At 53.8% G+C, this 24894-nt stretch carries 17 protein-coding genes; 14 read left to right on the forward strand and 3 right to left on the reverse strand.

Annotation, left to right across the window (positions count from 1 at the left end; translation table 11 throughout):
• The first annotated feature begins 185 nt into the window (after positions 1–185).
• From CPA50_RS12930 to CPA50_RS12950, 5 genes are all read left to right on the forward strand, one after another.
• Positions 186–1013, forward strand: a complete 828-nt coding sequence (locus tag CPA50_RS12930; protein WP_096782918.1) for an IclR family transcriptional regulator — start codon at positions 186–188, stop codon at positions 1011–1013.
• Between the two features lie 174 nt (positions 1014–1187).
• Complete coding sequence (locus CPA50_RS12935; protein ID WP_096782919.1) at positions 1188–3281, forward strand: 3-hydroxyacyl-CoA dehydrogenase NAD-binding domain-containing protein; 2094 nt, start codon at positions 1188–1190, stop codon at positions 3279–3281.
• A gap of 217 nt (positions 3282–3498) precedes the next feature.
• Positions 3499–4683 carry an acetyl-CoA C-acyltransferase gene (locus CPA50_RS12940; protein ID WP_096782920.1) on the forward strand — a complete coding sequence of 395 codons (1185 nt, stop codon included), beginning with the start codon at positions 3499–3501 and terminating at the stop codon, positions 4681–4683.
• 62 nt (positions 4684–4745) lie between these two features.
• Positions 4746–6548 carry an acyl-CoA dehydrogenase gene (locus CPA50_RS12945; protein ID WP_096782921.1) on the forward strand — a complete coding sequence of 601 codons (1803 nt, stop codon included), beginning with the start codon at positions 4746–4748 and terminating at the stop codon, positions 6546–6548.
• 61 nt (positions 6549–6609) lie between these two features.
• Positions 6610–7590, forward strand: coding sequence for an NAD(P)H-dependent flavin oxidoreductase (locus tag CPA50_RS12950; protein WP_096782922.1), 981 nt, complete (start codon positions 6610–6612; stop codon positions 7588–7590).
• On the opposite strand, the gene CPA50_RS12955 is transcribed toward CPA50_RS12950, so the two are convergent.
• A complete protein-coding gene (locus tag CPA50_RS12955) occupies positions 7587–9269 on the reverse strand; it encodes a metallophosphoesterase family protein (RefSeq protein ID WP_096782923.1) in 1683 nt (560 codons plus the stop codon). The two genes, CPA50_RS12950 and CPA50_RS12955, sit on opposite strands and share 4 nt — an antisense overlap.
• Before the next feature lie 218 nt (positions 9270–9487).
• Between CPA50_RS12955 and CPA50_RS12960 the strand changes: the two genes are divergently transcribed.
• Together CPA50_RS12960 and CPA50_RS12965 are read left to right on the forward strand one after the other, a co-directional pair.
• The gene (locus tag CPA50_RS12960; RefSeq protein ID WP_096782924.1) at positions 9488–10534 is read left to right on the forward strand and encodes a spermidine/putrescine ABC transporter substrate-binding protein; all 1047 of its coding nucleotides are present in this window, start codon (positions 9488–9490) and stop codon (positions 10532–10534) included.
• A gap of 14 nt (positions 10535–10548) precedes the next feature.
• The gene (locus tag CPA50_RS12965) at positions 10549–13023 is read left to right on the forward strand and encodes a putative bifunctional diguanylate cyclase/phosphodiesterase (RefSeq protein WP_096782925.1); all 2475 of its coding nucleotides are present in this window, start codon (positions 10549–10551) and stop codon (positions 13021–13023) included.
• A 72-nt stretch (positions 13024–13095) separates the two neighbouring features.
• On the opposite strand, the gene CPA50_RS12970 is transcribed toward CPA50_RS12965, so the two are convergent.
• Complete coding sequence (locus CPA50_RS12970; RefSeq protein WP_179397218.1) at positions 13096–14235, reverse strand: DcaP family trimeric outer membrane transporter; 1140 nt, start codon at positions 14233–14235, stop codon at positions 13096–13098.
• A 193-nt stretch (positions 14236–14428) separates the two neighbouring features.
• Entirely contained in the window at positions 14429–15430 is a 1002-nt protein-coding gene (locus CPA50_RS12975; RefSeq protein ID WP_179397219.1) for a LysR family transcriptional regulator, read from the reverse strand.
• Between the two features lie 495 nt (positions 15431–15925).
• Here CPA50_RS12975 and CPA50_RS12980 point away from each other — a divergent pair, with 495 nt between their 5' ends.
• From CPA50_RS12980 to CPA50_RS13010, 7 genes are all read left to right on the forward strand, one after another.
• Positions 15926–17086, forward strand: coding sequence for an acyl-CoA dehydrogenase family protein (locus CPA50_RS12980; protein ID WP_096782927.1), 1161 nt, complete (start codon positions 15926–15928; stop codon positions 17084–17086).
• A 14-nt stretch (positions 17087–17100) separates the two neighbouring features.
• On the forward strand, positions 17101–18324 hold the full coding sequence (locus CPA50_RS12985; RefSeq protein ID WP_096782928.1) for a CaiB/BaiF CoA transferase family protein: 1224 nt from the start codon (positions 17101–17103) through the stop codon (positions 18322–18324).
• Between the two features lie 94 nt (positions 18325–18418).
• The gene (locus CPA50_RS12990) at positions 18419–20518 is read left to right on the forward strand and encodes a 3-hydroxyacyl-CoA dehydrogenase NAD-binding domain-containing protein (protein WP_096782929.1); all 2100 of its coding nucleotides are present in this window, start codon (positions 18419–18421) and stop codon (positions 20516–20518) included.
• Positions 20519–20683: 165 nt separating this feature from the next.
• Entirely contained in the window at positions 20684–21463 is a 780-nt protein-coding gene (locus CPA50_RS12995) for an IclR family transcriptional regulator C-terminal domain-containing protein (RefSeq protein ID WP_096782930.1), read from the forward strand.
• Between the two features lie 189 nt (positions 21464–21652).
• The gene (locus CPA50_RS13000) at positions 21653–22621 is read left to right on the forward strand and encodes a Bug family tripartite tricarboxylate transporter substrate binding protein (RefSeq protein ID WP_227519634.1); all 969 of its coding nucleotides are present in this window, start codon (positions 21653–21655) and stop codon (positions 22619–22621) included.
• An 83-nt stretch (positions 22622–22704) separates the two neighbouring features.
• On the forward strand, positions 22705–23241 hold the full coding sequence (locus CPA50_RS13005; protein ID WP_096782932.1) for a tripartite tricarboxylate transporter TctB family protein: 537 nt from the start codon (positions 22705–22707) through the stop codon (positions 23239–23241).
• Between the two features lie 32 nt (positions 23242–23273).
• The gene (locus CPA50_RS13010; RefSeq protein ID WP_227519635.1) at positions 23274–24806 is read left to right on the forward strand and encodes a tripartite tricarboxylate transporter permease; all 1533 of its coding nucleotides are present in this window, start codon (positions 23274–23276) and stop codon (positions 24804–24806) included.
• The last annotated feature ends 88 nt before the right edge of the window (positions 24807–24894 follow it).

The following is a 24894-nucleotide window of genomic DNA, read 5'->3' on the forward strand; positions in this document are numbered from 1 at the left end:
TGTTTGCAGCTTTTGGGACGCAGTGCTCAGGCAGAAGCCACAATGTTTCATTTTTAGGTACAAGTTTTGACCAGAGTTTGTGGTACTTGCAATCTTCAACGATTAAAATGTTGCACACATTATATACACACGTATCTATAGCCCGAAATCCGGGAACAGGCGACGTTATTGGAGGACGCCACATTATGCCAAAAGGAAAAGCCACTGCACCGGAGCCGATAGTTGCTCCTGGTGACGGCGAACCGGTGAAGCCGGAGAAGGATCGGAAATTCGTCGAGGCGCTGTCCCGTGGTCTGAATGTGTTGCGTGCCTTCAGTCAAGGTTCGGTGATTCTTGGTAATCAGGATATTGCCCGGCTTACCAATCTGCCCAAGCCGACTGTATCCCGTATGACATATACCCTGACCAAGTTGGGATATCTCAGCTATAACGCTCAGCTGGAAAAGTATCAGCTCAGCTCTGGCGTGCTGGCACTGGGTTATGCCTACGTGTCCAACCTGAAGGTCCGTCAGTTAGCCAAGCCCTATATGGATGAGTTTGCGCGTCAGACCAATATGTCCGTGGGTCTGACCTGCCGGGACCGGCTTCATATGATCTATGTTGAAAACCGCCTGCCTCCGGAAGCTTCGCTTCTGCGCATGGATATCGGAATCAAGTTGCCTATGGCGACTACGTCAGCAGGCAGGGCCTACTACTGTGCGATTGCAGAGAAGGGGCGCAAGATTATCGAGGACTCGATGGCGCAGAAATATGGCCCCGAGTCGTGGCCCGAGAAGAAGGAAGGGCTGGATCGTGCCATGGAGGATTACAAGAAACATGGCTTCTGCCTTTCAATCGGTGAGTGGGACCGTAATATCAACTCCGCTGGCGTGCCGGTTCACCTGCAGGACGGCACTATCATGACATTGACATGCGCTGCGCCGTCTTATCTGGTTCCGGCCGAAAAGCTTCGGGATTCTATTGCTCACCAGCTGGCGATGCTGGCAAGTGACATTGAATCCTTAGGGGTTTGACCCGGTTTCCGGATGAGAAGGCCGGCCTTGGGCTTAAGAAAAACCGCAGGACTTGTTCTGCGGTTTTTTTGTGCCTGTTTTAAATGGTGGTTGAAACCCGGGGCGAATTTGTATTAAATCGTACTTATGTTTCGCTTGTTAAAACTACATTTCATATAAAGCGAGGGAGAAAAGATGTCTGAGGTCGTAACTTATAGTCGTGAAGGCGCTATTGGCGTGATTACCGTGAACTACCCGCCAGTGAACGCCCTCAGTCATGCGGTGCGTTCTGGTCTGGTTGCCGCTCTGGAACAGGGGCAGGAGGACTCAGAAGCCAAGGTGCTTTTGCTGGTGTGTGACGGCCGCACTTTCATCGCAGGTGCTGATATCCGCGAATTTGGCAAGCCCATGCAGGAACCCGGGCTGCCCGCAGTCGTTGAACAATATGAAAACAGTGACAAGCCTCTGGTTGCCGCTATTCACGGTACTGCGCTGGGTGGCGGTCTGGAAACGGCCCTTGGCTGCCATTACCGGGTTGCACTGAGCAGCGCTAAAGTCGGCCTGCCGGAAGTGAAGCTTGGCTTGTTGCCAGGAGCCGGTGGTACTCAGCGTTTACCACGTCTGACTGGTGCCCAGAAAGCGCTGGAGATGATTACCTCTGGTGAGTTTGTCGGCGCTAAAGACGCCCTGGCATTGGGTATCGTGGACGCTGTTGACGAAGGTAATGATGTTAAAGCTGCGGGCCTCGCCTTTGCACAAAAGGTTGCGGATGAGGGGCGCCCGGTGCGCCGGGTTCGTGAACTGACGGACAAGGTTGCGGCGGACAAGGGTAGTGATGTATTCGACAAGTTCCGTGCCGTACTGCAAAAGAAGGCTCGTGGTCAGTTTTCTCCTTTCAAATGTGTTGATGCTGTTGAGGCGGCATTTAACCTGCCGTTTGCTGAGGGAATGAAGCGCGAGCGCGAACTGTTTATGGAGTGCATGGGATCATCCCAGCGCAATGGTCTGATTCATTCATTCTTTGCAGAGCGTGAAGTTTCCAAGATCAAAGGATTGTCGAAAGATACTCCGGTACGTGATGTGAACAGTGTCGGTGTAATCGGTGCAGGCACCATGGGCGGTGGTATCGCCATGAACTTCGCCAACGTCGGTATCCCGGTCACTATTGTGGAAATGAAGCAGGAAGCTCTGGATAAAGGGCTGGGCATTATCCGCAAGAACTATGAAAACTCTGCGAAGAAGGGCCGCCTAACCTCGCAACAGGTGGAAGACCGGATGGCGCTGATCACCGGCAGCCTGGACTACGACGATTTCAAAGATGTGGACCTGGTAATTGAGGCTGTGTTTGAAAACATGGCTGTGAAAAAAGAGATCTTTGCGAAGCTGGACTCAGTGTGCAAGCCCGGGGCTATTCTGGCTTCCAATACCTCCACTCTGGACGTCGATGAGATTGCATCTGCCACCAAACGTCCTGAAGACGTTGTGGGCATGCACTTCTTCAGCCCGGCTAACGTCATGAAGCTGCTGGAGAACGTTCGTGGCAGCAAGACTTCTGATGAAGTAAAAGCGACGGTGATGGCCGTTGCCAAGAAAATCAAGAAAGTGGGTGTACTGGTTGGCAACTGTCACGGCTTTGTGGGTAATCGCATGCTGCACAGACGCGGTGCCGAGGCCATGGCTCTGGTCAATGAAGGCGCTACGCCACAACAGGTTGATAAGGTGTTGACGGACCTGGGTTATCCCATGGGTCAGTTTGCCATGTCGGACCTGGCTGGCATTGACGTTGGCTACCGGATTCGCGAAGAACGCCGCAAGGCCGGTGAACAGGTAGATGCGAGCTGGATGGACAGGCTTGCCGAGCAGAACCGCCTTGGCCAGAAAACCATGGCCGGTGTTTACAAGTACGAAGAGGGCAGCCGCAAGCCCATTCCGGATCCTGAGGTGGAGCAGATTATTGAGGCTTTCCGCAAGGAGCAGGGCATCAGCTCCCGGGAGATTACGGACCAGGAGATTCTTGAGCGCTGCATGTATGTGATGGTGAATGAGGCTGCCAAGATTCTGGAAGAGGGCATTGCTGACCGGGCTCTGGATATTGATGTGGTCTGGATTTATGGCTATGGCTTCCCGGCTTATCGTGGTGGCCCTATGTTCTGGGCGGACGAGGTTGGCCTGGATGTGATTCTGGCTGCCGTGGAGAAGTATCAGGGTACTGTAGGCGGTGAGCAGTGGGAACCTGCGGATTTGCTGAAGAAGCTGGTTGCTGAAGGGAAGAAGTTCGGCGAGCTCTAAGGCCTCTGTAATTCAAGCCGGCCCCTGAGTGCATCGACGCCGGGGGGTTGGCTGGGTGCGGGTGGTCTTTCTGTCGGAAAAAACAACTCGCTTTGCTCAGACATTTTTTTCCGACAGAAAGACCACCCGCACCCAGCCGATCTGAACGCTTGATTTGTATCTCTGCTCTATCCCGATTGAGGGGCAGGCAACCTATTTTAATTTTAAGGTAACTCTTATGTCAGACGCAGTTATTGTATCTACCGCACGTACAGCTCTAGGGAAATCATACCGCGGCGCTTTGAATAATACTCACAGTGTGGATCTGGCCGGGCACGTGATTAAACACGCGGTTGCCCGTGCAGGTATTGATCCTGCGATTGTTGAGGATGTGATTCTCGGCGCTACTTTTCACGAAGGCGCACAGGGCAAGAACATGGCCCGCCTGGCTGCGATTCGTGCGGGTCTGCCGGTGACTACGGCTGGCTTGTCGATTAACCGTTTTTGCAGTTCCGGTTTGCAGTCGATTGCTATTGCGTCGCAGCGTGTGGTCTCCGAGAAGGTGCCCGTAATGGTGGCGGGTGGTGTGGAGTCTATCTCTCTGGTGCAGAACGATAAGCTCAACAGCTATCACGCCGCGAATGAGTGGCTGATGAAGAACAAGCCTGAGCTGTACCTTTCGATGATTGAAACGGCGGATATCGTAGCCCAGCGCTATGGCGTCAGTCGTGAGGCTCAGGATGAGTATGCATTGATTTCCCAGCAGCGTACGGCTGCTGCACAGCAAGCCGGCCGGTTTGATGATGAGATCGTCCCATTTGATGCAACGATGCTGGTGAAGGACAAGGAAACCGGCGAAGTGAGTCAGAAGGATGTCACTCTTACCCAGGATGAGTGCAACCGCCCGAATACCACGCTTGAAGGCCTGCAGGGGCTGAATGCGGTGCGTGGCGAAGGCAATTTTGTCACTGCAGGTAATGCCAGCCAGTTATCTGACGGCGCCTCTGTCTGTACGGTGATGAACAGCACTTATGCCGAGAAAAACAACATCGAGCCTATGGGCATCTTCCGTGGTTTTGCCGTGGCAGGGTGTGAGCCGGATGAGATGGGTATCGGGCCGGTGTTTGCCATTCCCCGCCTGCTTGAGCGCAATGGTCTGACCATGGACGATATTGATCTGTGGGAGCTGAACGAAGCTTTTGCTTCACAGGTGGTGTATTGCCGCGACCGTCTTGGTATTCCCATGGAGAAGCTTAACGTGAACGGTGGCTCCATCGCTGTTGGTCACCCTTATGGTGTTACCGGATCCCGCCTCACGGGGCATGCCTTGATTGAAGGTAAGCGTCGTGGTGCTAAATACGTTGTGGTCACCATGTGTATTGGCGGTGGCCAGGGTGCCGCAGGTCTGTTTGAGGTGATCTGATCACAGTCAGATCCTGACAACCCGGTGTCAAAAACAATAAGCGATAGCAAAGGTGTCAAAACGTGCAGCAAAAGATCATCAACCCGCAGGATCTGGCATTCCAGCTCTTTGAACTCCACGATGTGGAGCAGTGTCTCGGTTTTGAACGCTACTCTGATCACAGCCGGGAAACGCTTCAGGCTGCGCTTGATCTGGCGCTGAAGGTTGCGGCTGAGGAGTTCGCGCCTCATGCGCGTCTGGTTGACGAGGAAGAGCCTCGTTTCGAGAACGGTCGGGTGGAAATGCGCCCGGAAGTTAAAAAGGCCCTGGGCGTGTTGAAGGACACCGGGTTGATGGCGGCTGGCCAGGACTACGAGCGTGGTGGCATGCAGTTGCCGGCGGCCGTGACTCAGATGTGTGTAGGAATGCTGAAGGGAGCGAATGTTGGCACCCAGGGTTATGCCGGGCTGACTATCGCAGCAGCCAATCTGATTATGGTTCAGGGCTCGAAGGAACAGCAGTCCCGGTTCGCTGAGCCGATGATGGCTGGCCGGTTTTTTGGCACCATGTGTTTGACCGAGCCCCATTCAGGCTCATCCCTGGGCGATCTGCGCACGCGCGCAGAGCCTCGCCCTGATGGCACCTACCGCCTGTTCGGTAACAAGATTTTTATCTCTGGCGGTGACCACGAGCTGAGTGAAAATATCATTCACATGGTACTCGCCCGTTTACCTGATGCGCCTTCAGGCGTTAAGGGCATATCCCTGTTTCTGGTTCCTAAAATCCTGGTGAATGATGATGGCAGTCTTGGCGAGCGGAATGATGTTGCGCTGGCGGGCCTGATTCACAAGATGGGATACCGGGGCACCACTTCTACGATGCTCAACTTTGGTGAAAAAGGCGGAGCGGTCGGTTACCTGGTGGGTGAGCCCAACAAGGGGCTGGCGGCCATGTTCCACATGATGAATGAAGCCCGGGTCGGAGTTGGTCTTGGCTCTGTCATGCTCGGCTACACTGGTTACCTGCATGCGCTGGAGTATGCGCGGGAGCGTAATCAGGGCAGGCCGATCGGAGAAAAAGATCCGGCTGCCCCCCAGGTGCCACTGATCCGGCACGGGGATATTCGCCGCATGTTGCTGGCCCAGAAGGCCTATGTGGAAGGCGGGCTGGCCCTGTGTCTGCAGGGCGCTATGCTGGTGGACGAGAAAAAATTTGCAGCGACCGATGCGCAGCGCAACCTGGCCGCCGGATTGCTTGATCTGCTAACGCCTGTCATCAAATCCTGGCCTGCACGCTATTGTCTTGAGGCCAACAGCCTCGCGATTCAGGTGCATGGTGGTTATGGCTACACCCGGGAATATCCGGTGGAACAATTCTACCGGGATAACCGCCTGAACCCGATCCACGAAGGCACTCATGGTATTCAGGGCATTGACCTGCTGGGCCGCAAGGTCTCAATGGCTGGTGGTGAGTTTTATCAGGAATTGATGCGACGGATTGAATCCGCCATTGCTGATGCCAGGCAGGAACCCCGGCTTGCAGATTCTGCGGACCGTCTTGAACAGGCGGTTGCGGCAATATCTGAAGCTACAGACGTTATCAACGAAGAGAAAGCCAGGGGAGACAAAGAGAAGGCGCTGGCGAATGCGACTCTGTATCTGGATGCCTTTGGTCACGTTGTTGTTGGCTGGATATGGCTTCGTCAGGGCCTCAAAGCCGTAGTGGGTCTGGCTGGAAAAGGTGAACAGACGCCGGCGTTTTATGAAGGTAAGATCAAAGCCTGCGAGTATTTTGCCCGGTACGAACTGCCCGGCGTGGTGAGTTCTGCAGAACTGTTAAAAGCTGTTGATACAACAGCTCTGGAGATCCTTGAGGATCAGTTCTAGACACCTGGCGCCCTAACGAACACTTTTGCTTTTATTTAAGTGACGAAACAGGAAAACGATCATGAAGACCAGAATCACCGAGATGTTTGGTATCCGCCACCCGATCATTCAGGGAGGCATGCACCATGTTGGCTATGCCGAACTGGCATCAGCCGTCTCCAATGCCGGTGGCCTGGGTATCATTACAGGGCTTACCCAGCCCACGCCGGAGGATCTGGCGCGGGAGATTGCCCGGTGCCATGAGATGACAGACAAGCCGTTTGGCGTGAACCTCACCTTTCTGCCTTCTTTCAGTACACCGCCTTATCCTGAGTATATCGATGCGATCATTGCGGGTGGTGTGAAGGCTGTTGAAACGGCTGGTCGCAGTCCGGAAAAGTACATGCCTCAGCTGAAGGCCGCTGGCATTAAAGTGATTCACAAATGCACATCAGTACGTCATGCCCTGAAAGCAGAGCGGATTGGCTGTGACGCGGTCAGTGTTGATGGTTTTGAATGTGCGGGCCACCCCGGTGAAGACGACATTCCAAACTTTATTCTGTTGCCCCGGGCAGCGGAAGAACTGAAAATCCCGTTTGTTGCCTCTGGCGGTATGGCGGATGGCCGTAGCCTGGTGGCGGCCATGGCGCTGGGTGCAGAAGGCATGAATATGGGAACCCGGTTTCTTGCCACCAAGGATGCCCCCATTCACGACAACGTCAAACAGGCGATTGTAGAGGCTGATGAGCTGCAGACAAGGCTCATCATGCGCAACCTGCGCAACACGGAAAGGGTTCTGAACAACGCTGCCGTAAAGGAAATTATCCGCATTGAAAAAGAGAAAGGCGAAGCCGAAACCATTGATGACATTCGTCATCTGGTAACCGGTGCCAAAGGCCGCCTCGTGCTTCAGGAAGGAAAAATGGACGAGGCAGCCTGGAGTTGCGGCATGGTGGCGGGGCTGATTCATGATATCCCGACCTGCGACGAGCTGATCCGGAATATCATGGCCGAAGCTGAAACCATTGTGCGCCAACGCCTGACGGGTTTTCTGGAAAACTAGCGCTCCACGATAACCCGAACCACATTGTTGTATTGCCGGTGTTCGAATACTCCAGTCGGACTACCGGCCTCATCTGTTAGCGGGAATACATAGCGTGGCGTCATGATGACTTCATAGTTGTAGTCGCCGGAAGGGCGGACATCAACTTCAAGAAATCCGTAGTGCTTGCCACCATCAATAAGCTGGTTGCCGTTCCAGATTTCCGGAGCATCGCCATGGGCGCTCCAGTGGGTTTCCTGGGCTTCCGCTGGCAAGAGGTCAAATGGCACATAGTCCGTTGTCGGTGGGTAGCCCGGGCCCCGGAGACCATCACCGGCAAAGCCGACATCCCAGTAGCTCACACCATTGATGCTCACATATTCCACCAGTTCGTCGTGTCCGGAGAGTACGGCTGTTACACCGTAGCGTTCGAACAGGTCCTGATATACCCGCATCGGCATACCGGACTGGCTATCTTCTCCGTTAGCGATACCGGCAGAACCCGAGGGCAGGCTGTGAACACCTGTGCCAAATGAGGTGTGATGGAACTGGACGAAAATGATCTGGCCCTGTGCCTGGGCATTCGCGAGTTCGCGTATTGCCCAGTTCCACTGTTCGCTTCCAGGGTTGAAGTCGGGGACTCGCGACTCAACGCCGTCAATATACAGGTTGGTATCCTGACTTGGATCTGCGTCGTTACCATTTGATGAATCGAGGGTGATGAGGGTTACAGGGCCATAATCAACGCGGTAGAAGCGTTTCTCATAACGCTCATCGGTTGCATAGTTTGTCGGAAGATCCCAATAGGTATTCCATTTGTCGTAGGACAGCATGGAGGCTTCTGAATTGTATCCGGGCGCATCGGGGTGCCAGTAGTTCTCGTGATTACCCAGGGCCGGGAATATAGGCGTGGTAGACGCCAGGGTGCCCCATTCACCAGCGCTGTGTCGCCAGAACTCGTCCCAGTCCAGCTGGCGGCCGCCTTTTTCAACGAGGTCGCCTGCAATCACCCAGAAATCCGGATTTCGTTCAGTTGCATAGACCAGATTTGCTTTATATCCGGTTGTCTGGTCAACCGGATACTGACGGGTGTAGGTATCAGGATCTGTTCCGAGTTTATCTCCCCCGATAGCAAGGGCACTGGCGGTCCACCGGACGGTTTTTTGCGTTGACTCAGGCTCTGTCTCCATGTCTGACATAGTAATAAACCTGACAGGCTCACGGCTTCCCAGGATAGGGGTTGTGCTGAATGTTGACGAAAAAATGCTTGCTCCCGGTTGCTCAACGGAATAGTTGTAGGAAGTGCCTGGGGCAAGTCTCGTGATTCTGGCGTAGTGCTTGTAGCTGGGAGCCGGAGCTTCGCCACCCACAACACCCGGGTGTGTTTCGCCGAAGTTTGAGTCGCCATGGATATAGTCTATTTCTGACGTGCCATAGGTCAGCGCTTCTGCCAGCCCGGATTCGGATGTAAAGGAACCTATACCGTCGACAGAAATCGTGCCGGGCTCGGCTGAATCACTGAACCAGCTGACTGTTATGGCGGTAGAAGAAGGGTTCTGGACATAGGGTAAAACACTGAAGTGGCTTTCCGCTGATGGGGCAGCGGCTTCGTCTGTCGATGACGAGCCGGAACCACCATTGCATCCTGCGAGAGTAATAATACTCGCAGCCAGAGCCATTTTCGGAAATATTGGATTCATTCGGTTCATGTCCTGCGGTCAATAAAGGGGGTAGCGCGACCGAAAGTCTAGTGATCGAATGTTTCGCGATTGTTACTTGGTTGTGACCTGGGTTCCGGTTTTATGGCGGGTGGAGTCAGGTTCAGCGTTGGTAAAGGGGCAACCCCTGTATTCAGAGTGGTATGAATCCTGCTTGGATAATGAAAGCTGGCTTGTCGGCTGTAATTGATGGATAAATTATGTTTTTTGATAAAACAATCGTCGTGACATTTGTTCTGCTCTTTACTGCCGTTTTTGCCCAAGCCTCTGAGCCCAAAGAGTTGGTGCTCCTTAACTGGGCAAATTACATGGATCCGGATGTTCTGGTGGAGTTCGAACAACGCACAGGCATCAGCGTCAAACAAAGATATTTCGACTCTGATTCGGCCCGGGGGGAGATACTGCTCGAGACCGAAGGAAAAGGGTTCGATCTGGCTCTTGTTAACGGCGCTTCGATCCGGATCCTGGCCAAGCGTGGTTGGCTTGCCCCTGTTGATGAGTCGAGCATCCCTAATCTGAAGCACATTGATCCACGCTGGCGTACCGCCTTTGAGGGGGCCAGAAGCTATGGTGTGCCTTACTTCTGGGGGACGCTGGGCATTGTTTATCGTAAAGATCTTGTCCCTTTCACCGTTTCAAGCTGGATGGACCTGTTGCGGCCGGCAGAAGAGCTTCACGGGAAAATCAGCATGATTGGAGATAGTGCGGATTTGATCGGCACGGCTCTCAAAGCGCTGGGGTACTCTCTCAACATTACTGATGAGAAGGCGATGCAAGAGGCAGAGGCGCTGCTGCAAGCACAGGCTCCTGCGGTCAAGACCTATCGTTATATATCCATTGGCGCGGATTCTGCCCTGCTGACAGGTCAGGTTGTCATGAGCATGATGTATAACGGGGACATGCGGATGCTGCAGCAGCATAGCGACAACATTGCGTTTGTGCTTCCGAAAGAGGGTGGCAACATCTGGACGGACTATCTGAGTGTACTGAGCGCCTCCCCCAGAAAGGCAGATGCCAAACGTTTCATTGATTTCCTCAATGAGCCGGAGATCGCTGCACGGTTGGCGCAGTTTACCCACTATGCCACGCCCAATCTGTCTGCAGAAGCATTGCTGCCGGCTGAGTTCATGAATGATCCGGTAATCTATCCGACCGGGGAGGCACTGGACAATTCGGAAGCCTATGGTCGTTTACCTCCCCGGGCGCAAAAACGCCGGGCTGCGATCTTTTCGCGACTTGTCGACTGAGACTGAAATACCTTATGCGCCTTCATGCCAAGGTTCTTTTAGTTGTCGTTCCTTTAGCTGTGATTCCGCTGATGATTCTGGGGTGGCTGGCCTATGACCAGTTGCGCTCAAGCGCGGTAGAGCGCAGTTCCAGCCAGATGACAGCATTAATGGATCAGATGGCGCGCAGCTTTCAGATGCACCAGAGTGTTGCAGAAGCGAACGCCAGATTATTTGCGGATGCCTCGCTGATGCGCGCGTATGCGCTGACGGAAGATGATGAAGAGCGGTATGTATTAGTGCTGCCTTCCCTGCTGAAGTTGTTTTCCAGCTATCTGCACGCCTACCCTGGTTATACCGAAATTCGTTTCCTGCTGCCGGATGGCTACGAGGATGCTCGTGCCACCTTGATACCAATTCCGAACGCTACTGAAGAAGAAGGCGATACTCCCTTCTTTCAGGAACTCAGCCGTCATAAGGGTGAGGCATTTGTCCGGGTTTCCACTCCCCCTGATAGTCATGCGATATCTCTGCAGGTTGCGCAACCTGTCCGGTTGATTGATCCGGTTACTCAGGATCCCCTTAACGGCAAGCCAACGTTGCGAGGTTATCTGGTCGTTACTATGGGGCTGGATTTTATGGCGGAACAGGTAGCCTCCAGCCGGATAGGCGAAAACGGCCATACGCTGATCGTCGATGAAAGCGGCAGGGTTCTTTTTCATCGTGACCCGTCCCGACTGGGTCAGCATATACCGGCGTCGCTGTTGAGAAAGATTATGGGTACAGGAGCGCGTGAACAGCTTATGCCTGCTTTTTTTCAAGAGGCAGAGAGTCTGCTGGCAACCCGCCGCTTGCACGAAGGACTGATGTTGATCGGCGTATTGCCGGAATGGGAGTTGCTGGAAGAAAGTCAGAGGCTGGGAAGTATTGTCGCCTGGATCATACTGGGCACCGTAGTGCTGATGATTATCTCGCTGTTGATGGCCATGAATGCCCTTATGGTTCGTCCATTGAAACAATTGATGGGGGCGGTTCGCGAGATCGGCCGTGGAAACCTGGCCCCGGAAATGGCGTTGCCGAGCAAAGACGAACTGGGCCAGCTGGCACGAAGTTTTCAGGAAATGGCGGGCAATCTGGAAAGTTCACGCGTCAAGGTGGAACAGCTGGCATACCACGACAGCCTGACTGGGTTACCTAACCGGTTCCGGGCGCATGAGAATCTACGCCGTATGATCTCTCTTGCCCAAAAAACAGACGCCAAAATGGCGGTGTTGTTCCTCGATCTGGATAACTTCAAACGGGTTAATGACACCCTGGGTCATCAGGTGGGAGACCAGCTTCTTAAAGAGATGGCAGCGCGTCTCAGCTCGGTTTTACGGGCAGAAGATTTCATCTTTCAGGAAGAACTTCAAAATACCTCGCATATTCTCGCTCGACTGGGTGGCGATGAGTTTGTCGTACTTTTACCCAGGATCGATGGGGCTCAGGATGCGGCCAGGGTTGCTGCCCGTATTCTGGATATCATGAAGGCACCATTCCATTTTGATGATCAGGAGATATATAGCAGCACCAGTATTGGAATCTCGTTGTTTCCTGATGATGGTACCGGGGTGGATGATCTGATCAAGCGTGCTGATGCCGCTATGTATCAGGCAAAGGAACAGGGGCGTAACAATTTCCAGTTCTATTCCGCTTCATACAACCTTGCAGTGTTCGACCATATTTCGCTGGAGGGCAGGCTGAGACGTGCCATAGAAAACAGCGAACTGGAGCTCTACTATCAGCCGTTGGTGGAGGCAAAGACAGGTAAAATAGTCGGGTTGGAGGCCCTTCTGCGCTGGAATGATCCGTTGGAGGGAATTATTCCTCCGGACAGGTTCATCCCTATTGCTGAGGATAGCGGTTTGATTCTGCCGATTGGAGAATGGGTCCTGCGGGAGGCGGGACGTCAATTGTCCATCTGGCAGGCTGCCGGGCTCAGCGATGCCTGTGTTTCTGTCAATGTCTCCGCCATACAGTTGCAACGCCAGGACCTGTTCACAATTGTCGGTGAAGTATTGGAACATAACAGCCTGGCCCCCTGGCAACTGGAGCTGGAAATTACCGAAACCGCTCTGATGAAAATCAGGCCGGAAGTTATTGCCGAACTGGATGCACTACGCCAAAAGGGTGTGACAATTTCACTGGATGACTTTGGCACCGGATACTCGTCCCTGAGCCTTTTGCAGGAGTTGCCAATAGGCAAACTCAAAATTGATAAAAGCTTTGTGCGGGACATGCTTGTGGATCCCAAGGATGCGGCCATCGTATCTGCTGTTCTGTTTATAGCAAAAAGCCTGGGTCTCCGCTCTACAGCTGAGGGCGTAGAAACCCCGGAACAGGCGGCCCGGCTGGCCGAAGAAGGGTGTGATCAGCTTCAGGGTTATCTGCTATGCCGGCCATTGCCTGTGGCTGATATGGGCCGGTTTTTGAAGGCTCGAAAGGCCACAGATTTGCTGAGTACGGAGTGACAAAGATTGCCCCGGCAGCACTGAATGTGCTGCCGGGGTTGCCCCTGGCATGGGAAAGACGTAGGCGGTGTTCTAGAAGTTGTACTGTGCTGCGAACATCAGGCGATTGGCATCACCCTCGTCACCGTTTATTTTCTTCACTTCGTAACGACCGTACTCTACGCCGAACACAACGCTTTTTATGGGTGCCCATTTGTAGGTCAGGAAGGCATTTGTGTTGCGTTCGTGCTGGTTGCCTACGGCCAAGCCGTCGTCCTGTGCATCGTCCCAATCCATAGTCGTCATACCATAGACGGCGCTGAGGGATCCTGGTCCAACTTTTATGGTTGTGCCCAGATTGGCGCTATAGCCAACGATAGTTTCTACGTTGTTTCCTTTCAGGTAGGCGTCTTCGCCATAGTAGTTTGTACCAGAGCGCCAAAGGTAGCTGTTAGCTCCATCCGTATAGTTGACGTTACCCTGAATGCTCAAGGTATCTGTCACCTGGAATTTGGCTGCACCGAAGACTGCGAAACCGATAGCTGAATCGTCGTTGATGCCGGTGTCGTATCCGACCTCCTGGATCAGGGCGGCAGAGGAAAACTTCAGTGCACCGGCTTTATTCTCGTAGCGGGCGGTGAGTGTAGGCAGGCCGTTCTTGGTGGTCTGGTCAAGGATTTTGGGTTTTGGACTTTCCGCGGCAAAGGTGAAGTTGCCCTGGATGTAGCGCACCTGGGCGGTTCGGTTATAGAGGCCCGCGTTACCTGCAACACCGTCCATTTCCAATACGGAAGTGTTGCCAACAAAGCTGTTGTAGTTGGACCAGGTGCGGCCCATCAGCCAGTTGCCGTATTGGCCATACGCATGCCGCAGCCGGAGTTGGCCACCGTTTGTGCCGCCCCTGAAATCGCCTTCAATGTTAACCATAACGCCATTGGCCAAGCTGGTGCGAACTCCCAGGCGGGATTGAACGGCGTCGGCGCCGAAGTAACCGGAGGCTTCACTGTTTTCTGCGGCGCCTGTGTTGATCTGGCTAAAGTCACCGGACCGGGTGCCACTGCTTCTGCTGATATCTTCGTTGATATCGTAAGATGCGTTCAACCGGGCGTAGCCGTAGATGTCAATCCTGGCTTCGTCCGTTTCGATCTGTAATGCGCTTGCGGAGTTGGCCAGGCCAAGAATAAGAACGCCGGAAAATAGTTGTATTGAGGAGGACAGTTTGTTCTTGGTCATCGTTGGTGCCTTTGTCAACGTTGTGTTTTATGTTGCCGCAGAGTGGGGGCACGCCATGACATGATTATCCACCACCCGGATCTCGCGGGCGGCAGAAATTATCAGTGTGAAATCATGCGGACAATTACCTAGATTGTATTGCGGTTATACCCGAATGTTATACCAGCCTGTACCGGTTGGCAGTTTATGTATGTCAGACCTCTGCAAGACCGTAGTCGGTTGGTGCGCTAATGCAGCTTAAAGTGTTTTCTCCAAACAGAGGGCGTCCCTCCCAGAGACCATCTGCAACCTGAAGCGTCACCTGGCTCATGATGATTTCGGCGAGCTTCAGGGTAGCAAGAGAAGGGGGTAGATCACGCGGTATTGCAATGGCCAGCGACCGGTGAAGCTCGGGGGTGTCAATTGGAATGGCTACGACTTCCTTGCGCATCACCATTTCATACACCGACGCGTATGACAGCACGGTATAGCCCAGCCCACGCTTTATCAGGTCGGTTAACAGTGGCCAGGCGTTGACCTCTATAGCTAACTGGAGTTTCTTCTGGTGTTTTACAGCTTCTTTTTCCATGAGTTCTCGCAGGCCGTGCTTTTCTTCCGGCATAACCAGGGGCAACTCAAGCACTTCTTCCAGAGAGATGCTCCGGCGTCTGGCGAGTTTGTCCGTAGGAGGAGCGATCAGGAAAAAGCGTTCCTCGATTAATGGTGAGTACTGGACATGTCGGTGCTTGCTGTGATTATAGGTGACCGCCAGGTCCACCCGGTGCTGCGACACCAACTGCTGCAAGGTGCCGCTCATGGCGGATTTGATTGATAGTCTGACTCGGGGGTATTTTCGGCGAAATTCGCTGATAATGCTGCCGGAAAATGCGTTAGATGCGGTGGGTAGCATGCCCAGTATAATTTGTCCGGTGACTTCGCCTGCTGTGGCGGCCACTGCAGCCTGAGCACGCTCCAGGTCCTGAAAAATCGCTAAAGTTTTTTCGTAAAGCACTTCGCCTGCGGCGGTCAGCACAACGCCACGGCCATGGCGAACAAACACCTCAGCGTTAAGGGATTCTTCCATCAAGCGAATTTGTCGGCTAAGAGCTGGCTGAGCGACGAACAGTTTTTCTGAAGCGCGACTGAAACTCCCGGTCTCTGTAATCGTCATAAATGTATTGAGCTGGCGCAGGTCGATCTTTAGCTGGAATGACATAGGGGGTTCTCGTACCGAGCGGCTATTGGTTCTGGTTGGCACTGCTGAGCAATCAGGGCGACATATTGCCATATAAAAATTGAATGGGACGTATGCAAAGTATATATAGTGGCATTTTTTTTGAAATGGTATCTTGCTTCCCTCATTTTTCTAAGCTTGCAATATGGTGCCATCTTAATCAGTGCGTTGCTTATGGGGCCCTGTCTGGCCGGAGTCCTTTTCGGCATTGCCGTTGTTACGAGATTGGGTAGCATTCCCTGTTCAGCAAACGCCGCACTGTTCGAGCGCTTTACTGGCTATGACGCGCGGACGGCCACTTGCGGCTGGAACCTGTCTTATTCGTATTTTCCCGGACCCAGCTGTTGTCTGTGCGCAGCCGTAGTGCTGGTTTCGCCCTGACCGTTACAGCCGTCCTTTCCGGGTATTTATTTTCAATATGTCACTGTCGCTTTGATGGGCAGTTTTCGTTAACTCGCAATATGTGTGGAGGCCGCAATGGCGCTTGATCAAGAAACTCTGAACCAATTCATCGATAGCGTGCGCCGCTATGTGCGGGATCGCCTCGTACCTCTGGAGATGCAGGTTGCGGAAGAAGATCGCATACCTGAAGAAGTGATTGATGAAATGAAGGAAATGGGCCTGTTCGGTTTGTCCATTCCCGAAGAATTCGGCGGGCTGGGTCTGAGCATGTCGGAAGAAGTCGCCATTATCCAGGAAATGGGATACACCTCACCGGTGTTCCGCTCCATGTTCGGCACCAACGTTGGTATTGGCTCCCAGGGTATTGTGATTGATGGCACCCCGGAGCAGAAAGCCAGGTACCTGCCCAGGCTGGCCACTGGTGAGTTGATTGGTTCGTTTGCGCTCACAGAAGCCGATGCCGGTTCCGATGCCGGTTCGGTTATGACCAGTGCCCGTCGCGATGGCGATGACTACATTATCAATGGTAGCAAGCGCTTTATCACCAATGCTCCTCGTGCGGGTGTGTTCACCGTGATGGCGAGAACCGGCACCCGTGAAGAAGGTGGCCGGGGAGTGTCTGCATTCCTGGTTGATGCGACTCTGCCAGGCATTTCGTTGGGTAAACCCGACAAGAAGATGGGGCAGAAAGGGGCGCACACCTGTGATGTTATTTTTGAAAACGTGCGGGTGCCGGCGGATGCGCTGATCGGCGGTAAGGAAGGTCAGGGTTTTAAAACAGCGATGAAGGTACTGGACCGGGGGCGTCTGCATATCAGTGCCCTGAGTGTTGGTACCGCCAAGCGTCTGATCGATGAGAGTGTTAACTACGCCACTCAGCGCAAGCAGTTTGGAACTGAAATCAGCAACTTCCAGCTGGTACAGGCAATGCTTGCCGATAGTCAGACAGAATACTACGCCGGCAAATGTATGGTGGAAGCAACAGCAGGTTCCTACGACGCCGGTGAGTCGGTTTCCCTGAATGCAGCCAGCTGCAAACTCTACTGCACCGAAATGGTAGGCAGGGTTGCCGATCGCGCCGTGCAGATTCACGGTGGTGCTGGTTATATCAGTGAGTACTGCGTCGAGCGCTTTTACCGGGACGTGCGGCTGTTCCGTTTGTACGAAGGCACTTCGCAGATCCAGCAACTGGTTATTGCCAAGCAGATTATCCGTAACGCCCAAAACACGCTTTGATCGAGGAGACAGCTATGTCAGGCCCATTGTCAGGTATCCGTGTACTTGATTTATCCCGCGTTCTGGCGGGCCCCTGGTGCACCCAGATTCTAGCGGATCTGGGGGCTGAGGTTATCAAGATCGAGCGTCCGGGTCTGGGTGATGACACCCGTCACTGGGGGCCTCCCTGGTTCAAGGACCCGCAGGGTAATAACACCAAACAATCGGCCTATTACCTTTCCGCCAACCGGGGAAAACACTCGGTCACGCTGGACATAGGCAGTCCGGACGGGCAGGCGATTATCCGGGAGCTGGTTGCAGAATGCGACGTGCTGGTTGAGAACTTCAAAACCGGAGGGCTCGACAAAAAAGGCTTGGGCTATGCCGACCTGTCCAGAATCAATCCCGGACTGATCTACTGTTCGGTCACCGGGTTTGGCCATACCGGCCCGATGGCAGCGGATGCGGGCTATGATTACCTGATCCAGGCGCAGTCCGGGCTGATGAGTATTACCGGTGTCCCCGATGGCGAGCCTGGCGCAGGCCCGATGCGAGTGGGAATGGCGGTAGCCGATCTGACCACCGGTATGAACTCCGTGATTGCAATCCTGTCAGCTGTTCATCACCGCACTAACACCGGTGAGGGGCAGCACATCGACATGGCGCTGCTGGATGTGCAGGTCAGCTGGATGGCGAATCAGGCGCTGAATTATTTCTGCAGCGGAAATGTGCCCGGGCGCACCGGAGAGTATCACCCCAATCTTGCTCCCTATCAGCCGTTTCCCACGAAAGACGGAAAGGTCATCATTGCCGTCGGGAACGATGGTCAGTTTCAGCGTTTGTGCACGGCAATAGGGCGGGCAGAACTGGCGGAAGATCCACGCTTTGCGACTAACCCGCAGAGGGTTCTCCACCGTGAAGAACTGGTCGGCAAGCTGTGCGAGACCACGCGCACCAGAACCAGCCGGGAATGGATGGATTCTCTGGTCAGTGTGCATGTTCCCTGTGGTCCCATCCAGAATATTGCGGAAGTCTTTGAAGACCCGCAGGTGCAGGCCCGCAACATGAAAATCGAACTGGAGCACCCTCAGTTGGGGAAAGTTCCGGGTATCGCTAACCCGATCAAATTCTCCAAAACCCAGCAGGTCTATAGCAAAGCGCCTCCTATGCTGGGCGAAGATACAGATGCGGTTCTTCAGCGCCTGCTCGATAAGTCGCCAGAAGATATAGCGTCGCTACGGGCCAGAGGTGTTCTGTAGTTTATCCGCGAAATTACTTCAATTGTCTCCATAGCCAGAAGCTGCCGCGTAAAGCGCGGCTTCTGCTATCGGATCTCACAGGAGAGCCCCCTGCATGTTGGTTTCTTATCGCCGAGTCGATGAATTAGCTGTTATCACCATTAATAATCCGCCAGTGAATGCCTTGTCTCACGGTGTCCGGAAAGGCGTCCTTGAGGCTATAAATACTGCCCAGGCAGACGATTCCAAAGCGATTGTCATCCAGTGCGAAGGCCGCACGTTTATTGCCGGTGCAGACATCAGTGAATTCGGCAAGCCCATCGAAGAACCTTCCTTGCCCCAGGTGAACGCGGCGATTGAAGCCTCCGCCAAGCCAGTAATTGCGGCTATTCATGGCACCGCTCTGGGTGGAGGTTTCGAGTTGGCCTTGAGCTGCCATTACCGTTGTGCGCTTGACTCTGCAGCGGTAGGGCTGCCCGAGGTCACCCTTGGGCTTTTACCTGGCGCGGGAGGAACCCAGCGGGTGCCCCGGTTAATTGGTGTGCAGGCCGCTCTTGATATGATCACCAGCGGCCAGAAAGTCAGTGCTCAGAAAGCACTTTCGCTGGGTCTGATTGATCGCGTGCTTGATGGTCCGGTTGAGGAAGCCGCGCTGGCATATGCCCGAGAGCTTGTGACAGAGGGCGCGGGGCCGAGGCGTATCAGCGATATTGCCATTCCGGCGGAGAGCTTTGACAGTGAAGCCTTTGAGGCATACCGCAACCTGCTCCGCAAGCGCAAGCGTGGGCAGGAAGCGCCTCAGCGCATTGTCGATTGCATCGAGGCCTCAATGGTGAAGCCGTTCGATGAGGGACTGGCTTACGAACGCTCCCGTTTTGTTGAATGTTGCCAGTCGGAGCAGTCGGCGGCACTGCGACATATCTTCTTTGCTGAACGTCAGGCCCCGAAAGTGCCCGGGCTCGACAAAGCCGTTGTACCGCGGGCCATTGATCGCGTGGCTATTATTGGTGCCGGCACCATGGGCGGTGGAATTGCCATGTCTTTTGCCAATGCAGGTATCCCTGTAACCCTGCTGGAACTCAACCAGAAGGGGCTGGATGCGGGTCTGGCGCTGATTGCCAGGAATTACGCAACCACTGTCAGTAAAGGCAGGCTTTCGCAAGATCAGGCGGCTGCCCGTCAGGCATTGATCAGCGGCACCACGGATTACGAAGCTCTGGCCGATGTTGATCTGGTGATCGAAGCCGTTTTCGAAAGTATGGACGTGAAGAGGCAGGTGTTTGGCCGCCTGGACCAAGTCTGCAAAGAGGGCGCTATTCTGGCATCCAATACCTCGTATCTGGATGTCAACGAGATCGCTGCAGCGACCTCGCGGCCTCAGGATGTTGTGGGGCTGCATTTCTTCAGTCCTGCGAACGTTATGCGTCTGCTTGAGGTTGTTCGCGCAGACAAGACTGCGGAAGACGTTATTGCAACAGCCATGGCTCTGGGTAAGCGCATCGGCAAGGTGCCTGTGCTGGCAGGAGTATGCTACGGGTTTATTGGTAACCGGATGTTGCGGCAATACGCACGCGAAGCCCAGCTTTGCATGATCGAGGGTGCGGAACCTGAGCAGATCGATGGTGTGCTGACCCGGTTTGGCATGGCCATGGGCCCGCTGGCGGTGGGTGACCTTGCCGGTCTGGACATCGGATACAAGGCGCGCCAGGCACTGACGGATGAGCAAAAGGGTGATCCTCGCAGCTATTGTATTGCCGATACGCTGGTTGAAATGGGACGGCTGGGGCAAAAAACAGGCGCCGGATACTACCGTTACGATCCTGATACCCGTGCCCGCTCAGCGGACCCGGAGGTTTTGGCCGTTATTGAGGAGCAGGCGAAACAGCAGGGCGTGGAGCGTCGTGTGCTCAGCGATGAAGAGATTCTGGACCGGCACCTGATGGGGCTGATCAACGAAGGTTTCCGCATTCTCGAAGAAGGCATTGCCCAGCGCCCGGGCGATATTGACGTTGTGTATGTTCACGGATATGGCTTCCCCTCGTACCGGGGCGGTCCCATGTTCTATGCCAGTCGTCGTGGCCTGAAAGCGGTTTATGAGAGTATCGAGAACCTGTATGAGCTTACCGGTGAGGCCCACTGGGCTCCGGCACCATTGCTCACTGAACTGGTCAGGAACAACCAGACTCTGGATGACTGGATGGCTCGAAAAAACTGATCCCGAAGGCCTTGGATCGGGGATCCGGAGTAGGTTCCAGCCCCCGTTTTTCCTTGCAGGCCGGTGGCTTGCATAGCCGATTCGTCGCTGTCATTATCCGCTGCTTCGAGCAACTGGCCGATTATCGGCCAGTTGCTTAAGTTAATTCGGAAGGGATGAATCAGGGTGAGTCACCAGAATACGGATGCTGCCGGTGCAGACAAGGAGTTCCTGTCAACGTTTGCGCGCGGGCTTGAAGTCATACGATCATTCGACACAGAAACTCCGTCTATGACGTTGTCGGCTGTTGCGGAAAAAAACCATCTGTCTAGGGCGTCTGCGCGCCGGTTTCTGCTGACATTGCAGAAACTGGGCTATGTCTCCCAGAATGACAAGAAGTTTGGCCTTACCGCCAAGGTGCTGGAGCTTGGATATTCTTATCTTGCGACTCTGGATTTCTCGGAAACGATTACGCCCGTTATGGAGGAGGTCTCCTACCAGCTTGGTGAATCCTGTTCCGCTCTGGTGCTTGATGGAGTCGACATTGTCTACGTCGCCCGGATTCCCCGTCGTGGCCTGATTCCTCTTAACCTTCAGATCGGGGCGCGGTTACCAGCCTACGCCACCTCCGGCGGGCGGATTCTGATGGCTGCACTTCAGGGCCCGGAGCTGGATGGACTGATTGAGAAAACGAATTTTGAAAAACTGACTGCTTATACCAAGGGGCCAGATGATTTACGAACTGAGCTGCAAAAAGTTCGTTCTGATGGCTACGCCATTGTGGATCAGGAACTGGAGTTGGGTATGAGAGCACTCGCGGTGCCGGTTCTGGATCGCCGTGGAACAGCCCGGTTTGCGCTGAACTCCAGTAGCCATGTCAGTTCGGTCTCAATGGACCGGGTTGTCCGGGAATATGTGCCCATTATGCAGCGTGCTGCCCGGAAACTTACCGACCTTCTGCCCTGATACAGGGCATAGCTGATTACTCACTTACTCTGAAAATGTTGGCTTAGACAGGGGAAAAAATCTTGCACCTTGTTTATGAATATGTGAGATTACGCCCGCGATCAACAAGCGAACATAAGTTCGATAAGCGAACAAGTATCGTTACCGATTAGGACAAGCATAAAAATGATGAAACTAATGAAGAGTCATGTGAAAAGTAAGATTTTGTGCGCCCTGGCTGCTGCATCACTGTCTTTGGGCGGGGTAGCTCAGGCTGATGAATGGCCAGAAGACAATATTCGTCTGGTGGTTCCCTATTCAGCAGGCGGTACTACGGATCTGGTATCTCGAAAGGTCGCCGACCTGCTGCAAAAAGAGCTGACCACCGTAGTTGTCGAGAACCGTCCCGGTGCCGGATCTACTGTGGCAACCGGTCAGTTGGCACGCGGTGGGCGTGGATCAGATCACACGCTGTTGATGGCATCTCCCGGCCATACTATCGGCGCGTCCCTGTATCCGAATCTTCGTTACGATCCGGTGGCTGATTTTGCCTTTGTACGCAACGTGATCAGTATTCCAAACGTAATGGTGGTACCGGCCAGTAGCCCTTATAACACTGTTGCTGAGTTTGTTGAGGCTGCCCGTAACCAGGAAATGTCGTTCAGTTCGGCAGGTATCGGTAGTTCGATTCACATGTCCGGTGAGCTGTTCAAGAGCCTGACCCAGACCAAGCTGGTTCATGTACCCTTCCGTGGTTCAGGTGAGGCGCTTCCTGCCCTGCTGTCCGGTGATGTGGATGTTGCGTTCGAGAATCTGCCGACGGTTTATCCCCATATTCAGTCAGGCAAACTCAAGGCGCTGGCTGTTACTACACGAACAGCATCCGAGTTTCTGCCAGACGTACTGCCAATGCAGCAGGCAGGCAAAGGCTACGGACTTGAAAACTACGAAACTTCTGCCTGGTTTGGTCTGATTGCCCACAAGTCCTTCCCGGAAGAAGGTATGGTCAAGCTTCAGGCTGCCCTTGACAGGGTTATGGCCGGCGAAGACTTCCAGAAGTTCCTGCCGCAGTTTGGCGCAGAAGCCGGAACAGTTGTGGGAGATGACTTCCGTCAGTTTGTTCAGGACGAACTGGAGAAGTGGTCTGACGTTGCAGAGAAAGCAAATCTGAAACGTTGATACAGGCTGTTTTCAGGGCGGTGTCTACCTAAAAGGTAGGCCCGCCTTTTTCTTCGAAACAGAACGGCATACAGGGCCCTATCATGGAAAAGTCTGAACGGCAGTTTGTCGCGGCCAGCGAGTCCCATTGTGGCAGATGTAACCCGAACTCGGTTCTGGGGGGCGTTTTTTCTATTCTGGCAGTGGGTTTTCTGTTTTACGCTATTCCCACGCATATCGAAATACCGGGTCATATGCAGCATCCGCTGCTGTCACCACGGTTTTTGCCTCAGCTTGCGGGCTGGGTGGTGTTGGCACTTTCGCTGGTTCTTCTGATTGACGGTCTGGTCAAACCACCCAGGAAGAGTGAAACGGACGAGTTCCGCCGTGGCGTTCCCGTCATGCGGCAAGTGTTAATGGTTGCAGCCGGAGTTATCTACGTGCTGTTTTTTGAGGAACTTGGGGCTATTGGCAGCGGTGTTCTGGCCTGTGTTCTGTTGTTTCTGGCAAGTGGCTTACGCGATCTCCGGGTGTATGCCCTGGCGATCATCTTTCCCGCAGTCGTGACCTTGCTGTTTATTTATGTGCTCAATGTTCCTCTTCCTCCCGGAACGCTTTGGGAGTCGCTCTCCCTGATCTGAATCAGGCTCCTGACGGTCAGGAGCGAACGCAGATGGCGATTGCGTCTGTTATCAGGCATTACGTAATTGGGTTGCTCAAAATGGAAAACATTTCTGAAGTTCTGACGCTCTTTCTGAGTGTTGATAATTTTTTTGCCATTGCGATCGGGGTTCTTGTCGGTGTCGTTGTCGGTGCCATTCCGGGTCTGACGGCCACAATGGCAGTGGCATTGGCTTTGCCGTTTACCTTCTCAATGGAGCCGGTCACAGCCATTCTGCTGCTGGTAGGCATCTATAAAGGCGGAATGTACGGCGGTTCGATTACTGCCATTCTGATCCGTACCCCGGGCTCCCCCGCGTCCGCCTGTACGCTGCTGGATGGCTATCCGATGGCACAGCAGGGCCATGCCAAGAAAGCCTTGAAAACGGCACTCTACTCATCGGTGGTGGCGGATATGATTTCCAACATCGCCCTGATCTTTTTTGCATCTTACCTGGCGAAAATTGCGCTGAACTTCGGCCCCCCGGAGTATTTCTGGCTTATCTGTTTCTCGCTGACCATCATTGTTTCTGTATCCGGTAGTTCAGTGGTTAAAGGGTTGATTGCTGCAGGGCTGGGCATCATCGTTTCCACTATCGGTCTGGACGCAGTTTATGGTACCCAGCGGCTGACCTTTGATAACTACAACCTGATGGACCGGGTTTCCTTCATTCCGCTGCTGATCGGCCTGTTTGCGATTCCTGAGGTGATTGAGTTCTACACCTCCAAGGTTGCTCCGCACATTCGTACTGCTGTCAGCGGTGCATCTTTAACATGGAAAGAATTCAAGGGCCTGTTAAAGACCATTATCCGCGGTAGTCTGATCGGCGTTATTATTGGCGCGATTCCGGGTACAGGGGCCACGTCGGCGGCGTTTATTTCCTACAGCGAAGCCAAGCGCACATCTCCCCGTAAAGCCAATTTTGGTAAGGGTGAGATTGAAGGCGTTGCGGCTGCCGAGTCCGGTAATAATGGCGTCGCTGGTGCCACACTGATTCCACTGCTCTCTTTGGGTATTCCGGGCGATGTGATCACGGCCATCATCCTGGGCGCATTCATGATTCACGGCCTTACACCGGGCCCGGTTCTGTTCCAGGAAAACCTGACGCTGGTCTATGCGCTGTTCTGCGGCATTATGGTCAGCTCTTTCGTACTGGTGTTTGTTGGTAATGCGGCTATCCGCTACTTTTCTCTTATTGCCGACATCCCCAAAACCATCCTGTTACCCATTGTATTGATGTTCTGTATTTACGGAGCCTATGCCGTGAACAACAGTACGTTCGATATTGGTTTGATGCTGGCTTTCGGTGTTCTCGGGTTTGTCTTTAACCGGACAGGGATTGCCGCTGCGCCGTTCCTGATAGGCTTTATTCTCGGACCGATGTTTGAAGATAACCTGAGGCGCACCATGCTTATCAGCAAGGGTGACCTGTCGATCTTCTTCCGGGGGCCGATTACCTGGGTTTTCGTTCTGCTAACCGCCGCTTCCCTGATTTTCGCGATTCGTCGCTATTGGGTGGCCCGGAAAGAAGATGCGCTGGCGTGATTACGCCGGAGTGATCTGACAGGACAGGGTGCAGATGCACCCTGCAGAAGACTGACGAGCCCCGGTATTACCGGGGCTCGTTGCGTTA

Origin of the sequence: Marinobacter sp. ANT_B65 (assembly GCF_002407605.1) — a bacterium.
Classification (GTDB): Bacteria; Pseudomonadota; Gammaproteobacteria; order Pseudomonadales; family Oleiphilaceae; genus Marinobacter.

What these genes read in the sequence shown, in the direction of transcription:
- CPA50_RS12930 (WP_096782918.1), top strand. Translation starts at nt 186, where the DNA reads ATGCCAAAAGGAAAAGCCACTGCACCGGAGCCGATAGTTGCTCCTGGT.
- CPA50_RS12935 (WP_096782919.1), top strand. Translation starts at nt 1,188, where the DNA reads ATGTCTGAGGTCGTAACTTATAGTCGTGAAGGCGCTATTGGCGTGATT.
- CPA50_RS12940 (WP_096782920.1), top strand. Translation starts at nt 3,499, where the DNA reads ATGTCAGACGCAGTTATTGTATCTACCGCACGTACAGCTCTAGGGAAA.
- CPA50_RS12950 (WP_096782922.1), top strand. Translation starts at nt 6,610, where the DNA reads ATGAAGACCAGAATCACCGAGATGTTTGGTATCCGCCACCCGATCATT.
- CPA50_RS12955 (WP_096782923.1), bottom strand. Translation starts at nt 9,269, where the DNA reads ATGAATCCAATATTTCCGAAAATGGCTCTGGCTGCGAGTATTATTACT.
- CPA50_RS12960 (WP_096782924.1), top strand. Translation starts at nt 9,488, where the DNA reads ATGTTTTTTGATAAAACAATCGTCGTGACATTTGTTCTGCTCTTTACT.
- CPA50_RS12965 (WP_096782925.1), top strand. Translation starts at nt 10,549, where the DNA reads ATGCGCCTTCATGCCAAGGTTCTTTTAGTTGTCGTTCCTTTAGCTGTG.
- CPA50_RS12970 (WP_179397218.1), bottom strand. Translation starts at nt 14,235, where the DNA reads ATGACCAAGAACAAACTGTCCTCCTCAATACAACTATTTTCCGGCGTT.
- CPA50_RS12975 (WP_179397219.1), bottom strand. Translation starts at nt 15,430, where the DNA reads ATGTCATTCCAGCTAAAGATCGACCTGCGCCAGCTCAATACATTTATG.
- CPA50_RS12980 (WP_096782927.1), top strand. Translation starts at nt 15,926, where the DNA reads ATGGCGCTTGATCAAGAAACTCTGAACCAATTCATCGATAGCGTGCGC.
- CPA50_RS12985 (WP_096782928.1), top strand. Translation starts at nt 17,101, where the DNA reads ATGTCAGGCCCATTGTCAGGTATCCGTGTACTTGATTTATCCCGCGTT.
- CPA50_RS12990 (WP_096782929.1), top strand. Translation starts at nt 18,419, where the DNA reads ATGTTGGTTTCTTATCGCCGAGTCGATGAATTAGCTGTTATCACCATT.
- CPA50_RS13005 (WP_096782932.1), top strand. Translation starts at nt 22,705, where the DNA reads ATGGAAAAGTCTGAACGGCAGTTTGTCGCGGCCAGCGAGTCCCATTGT.
- CPA50_RS13010 (WP_227519635.1), top strand. Translation starts at nt 23,274, where the DNA reads ATGGCGATTGCGTCTGTTATCAGGCATTACGTAATTGGGTTGCTCAAA.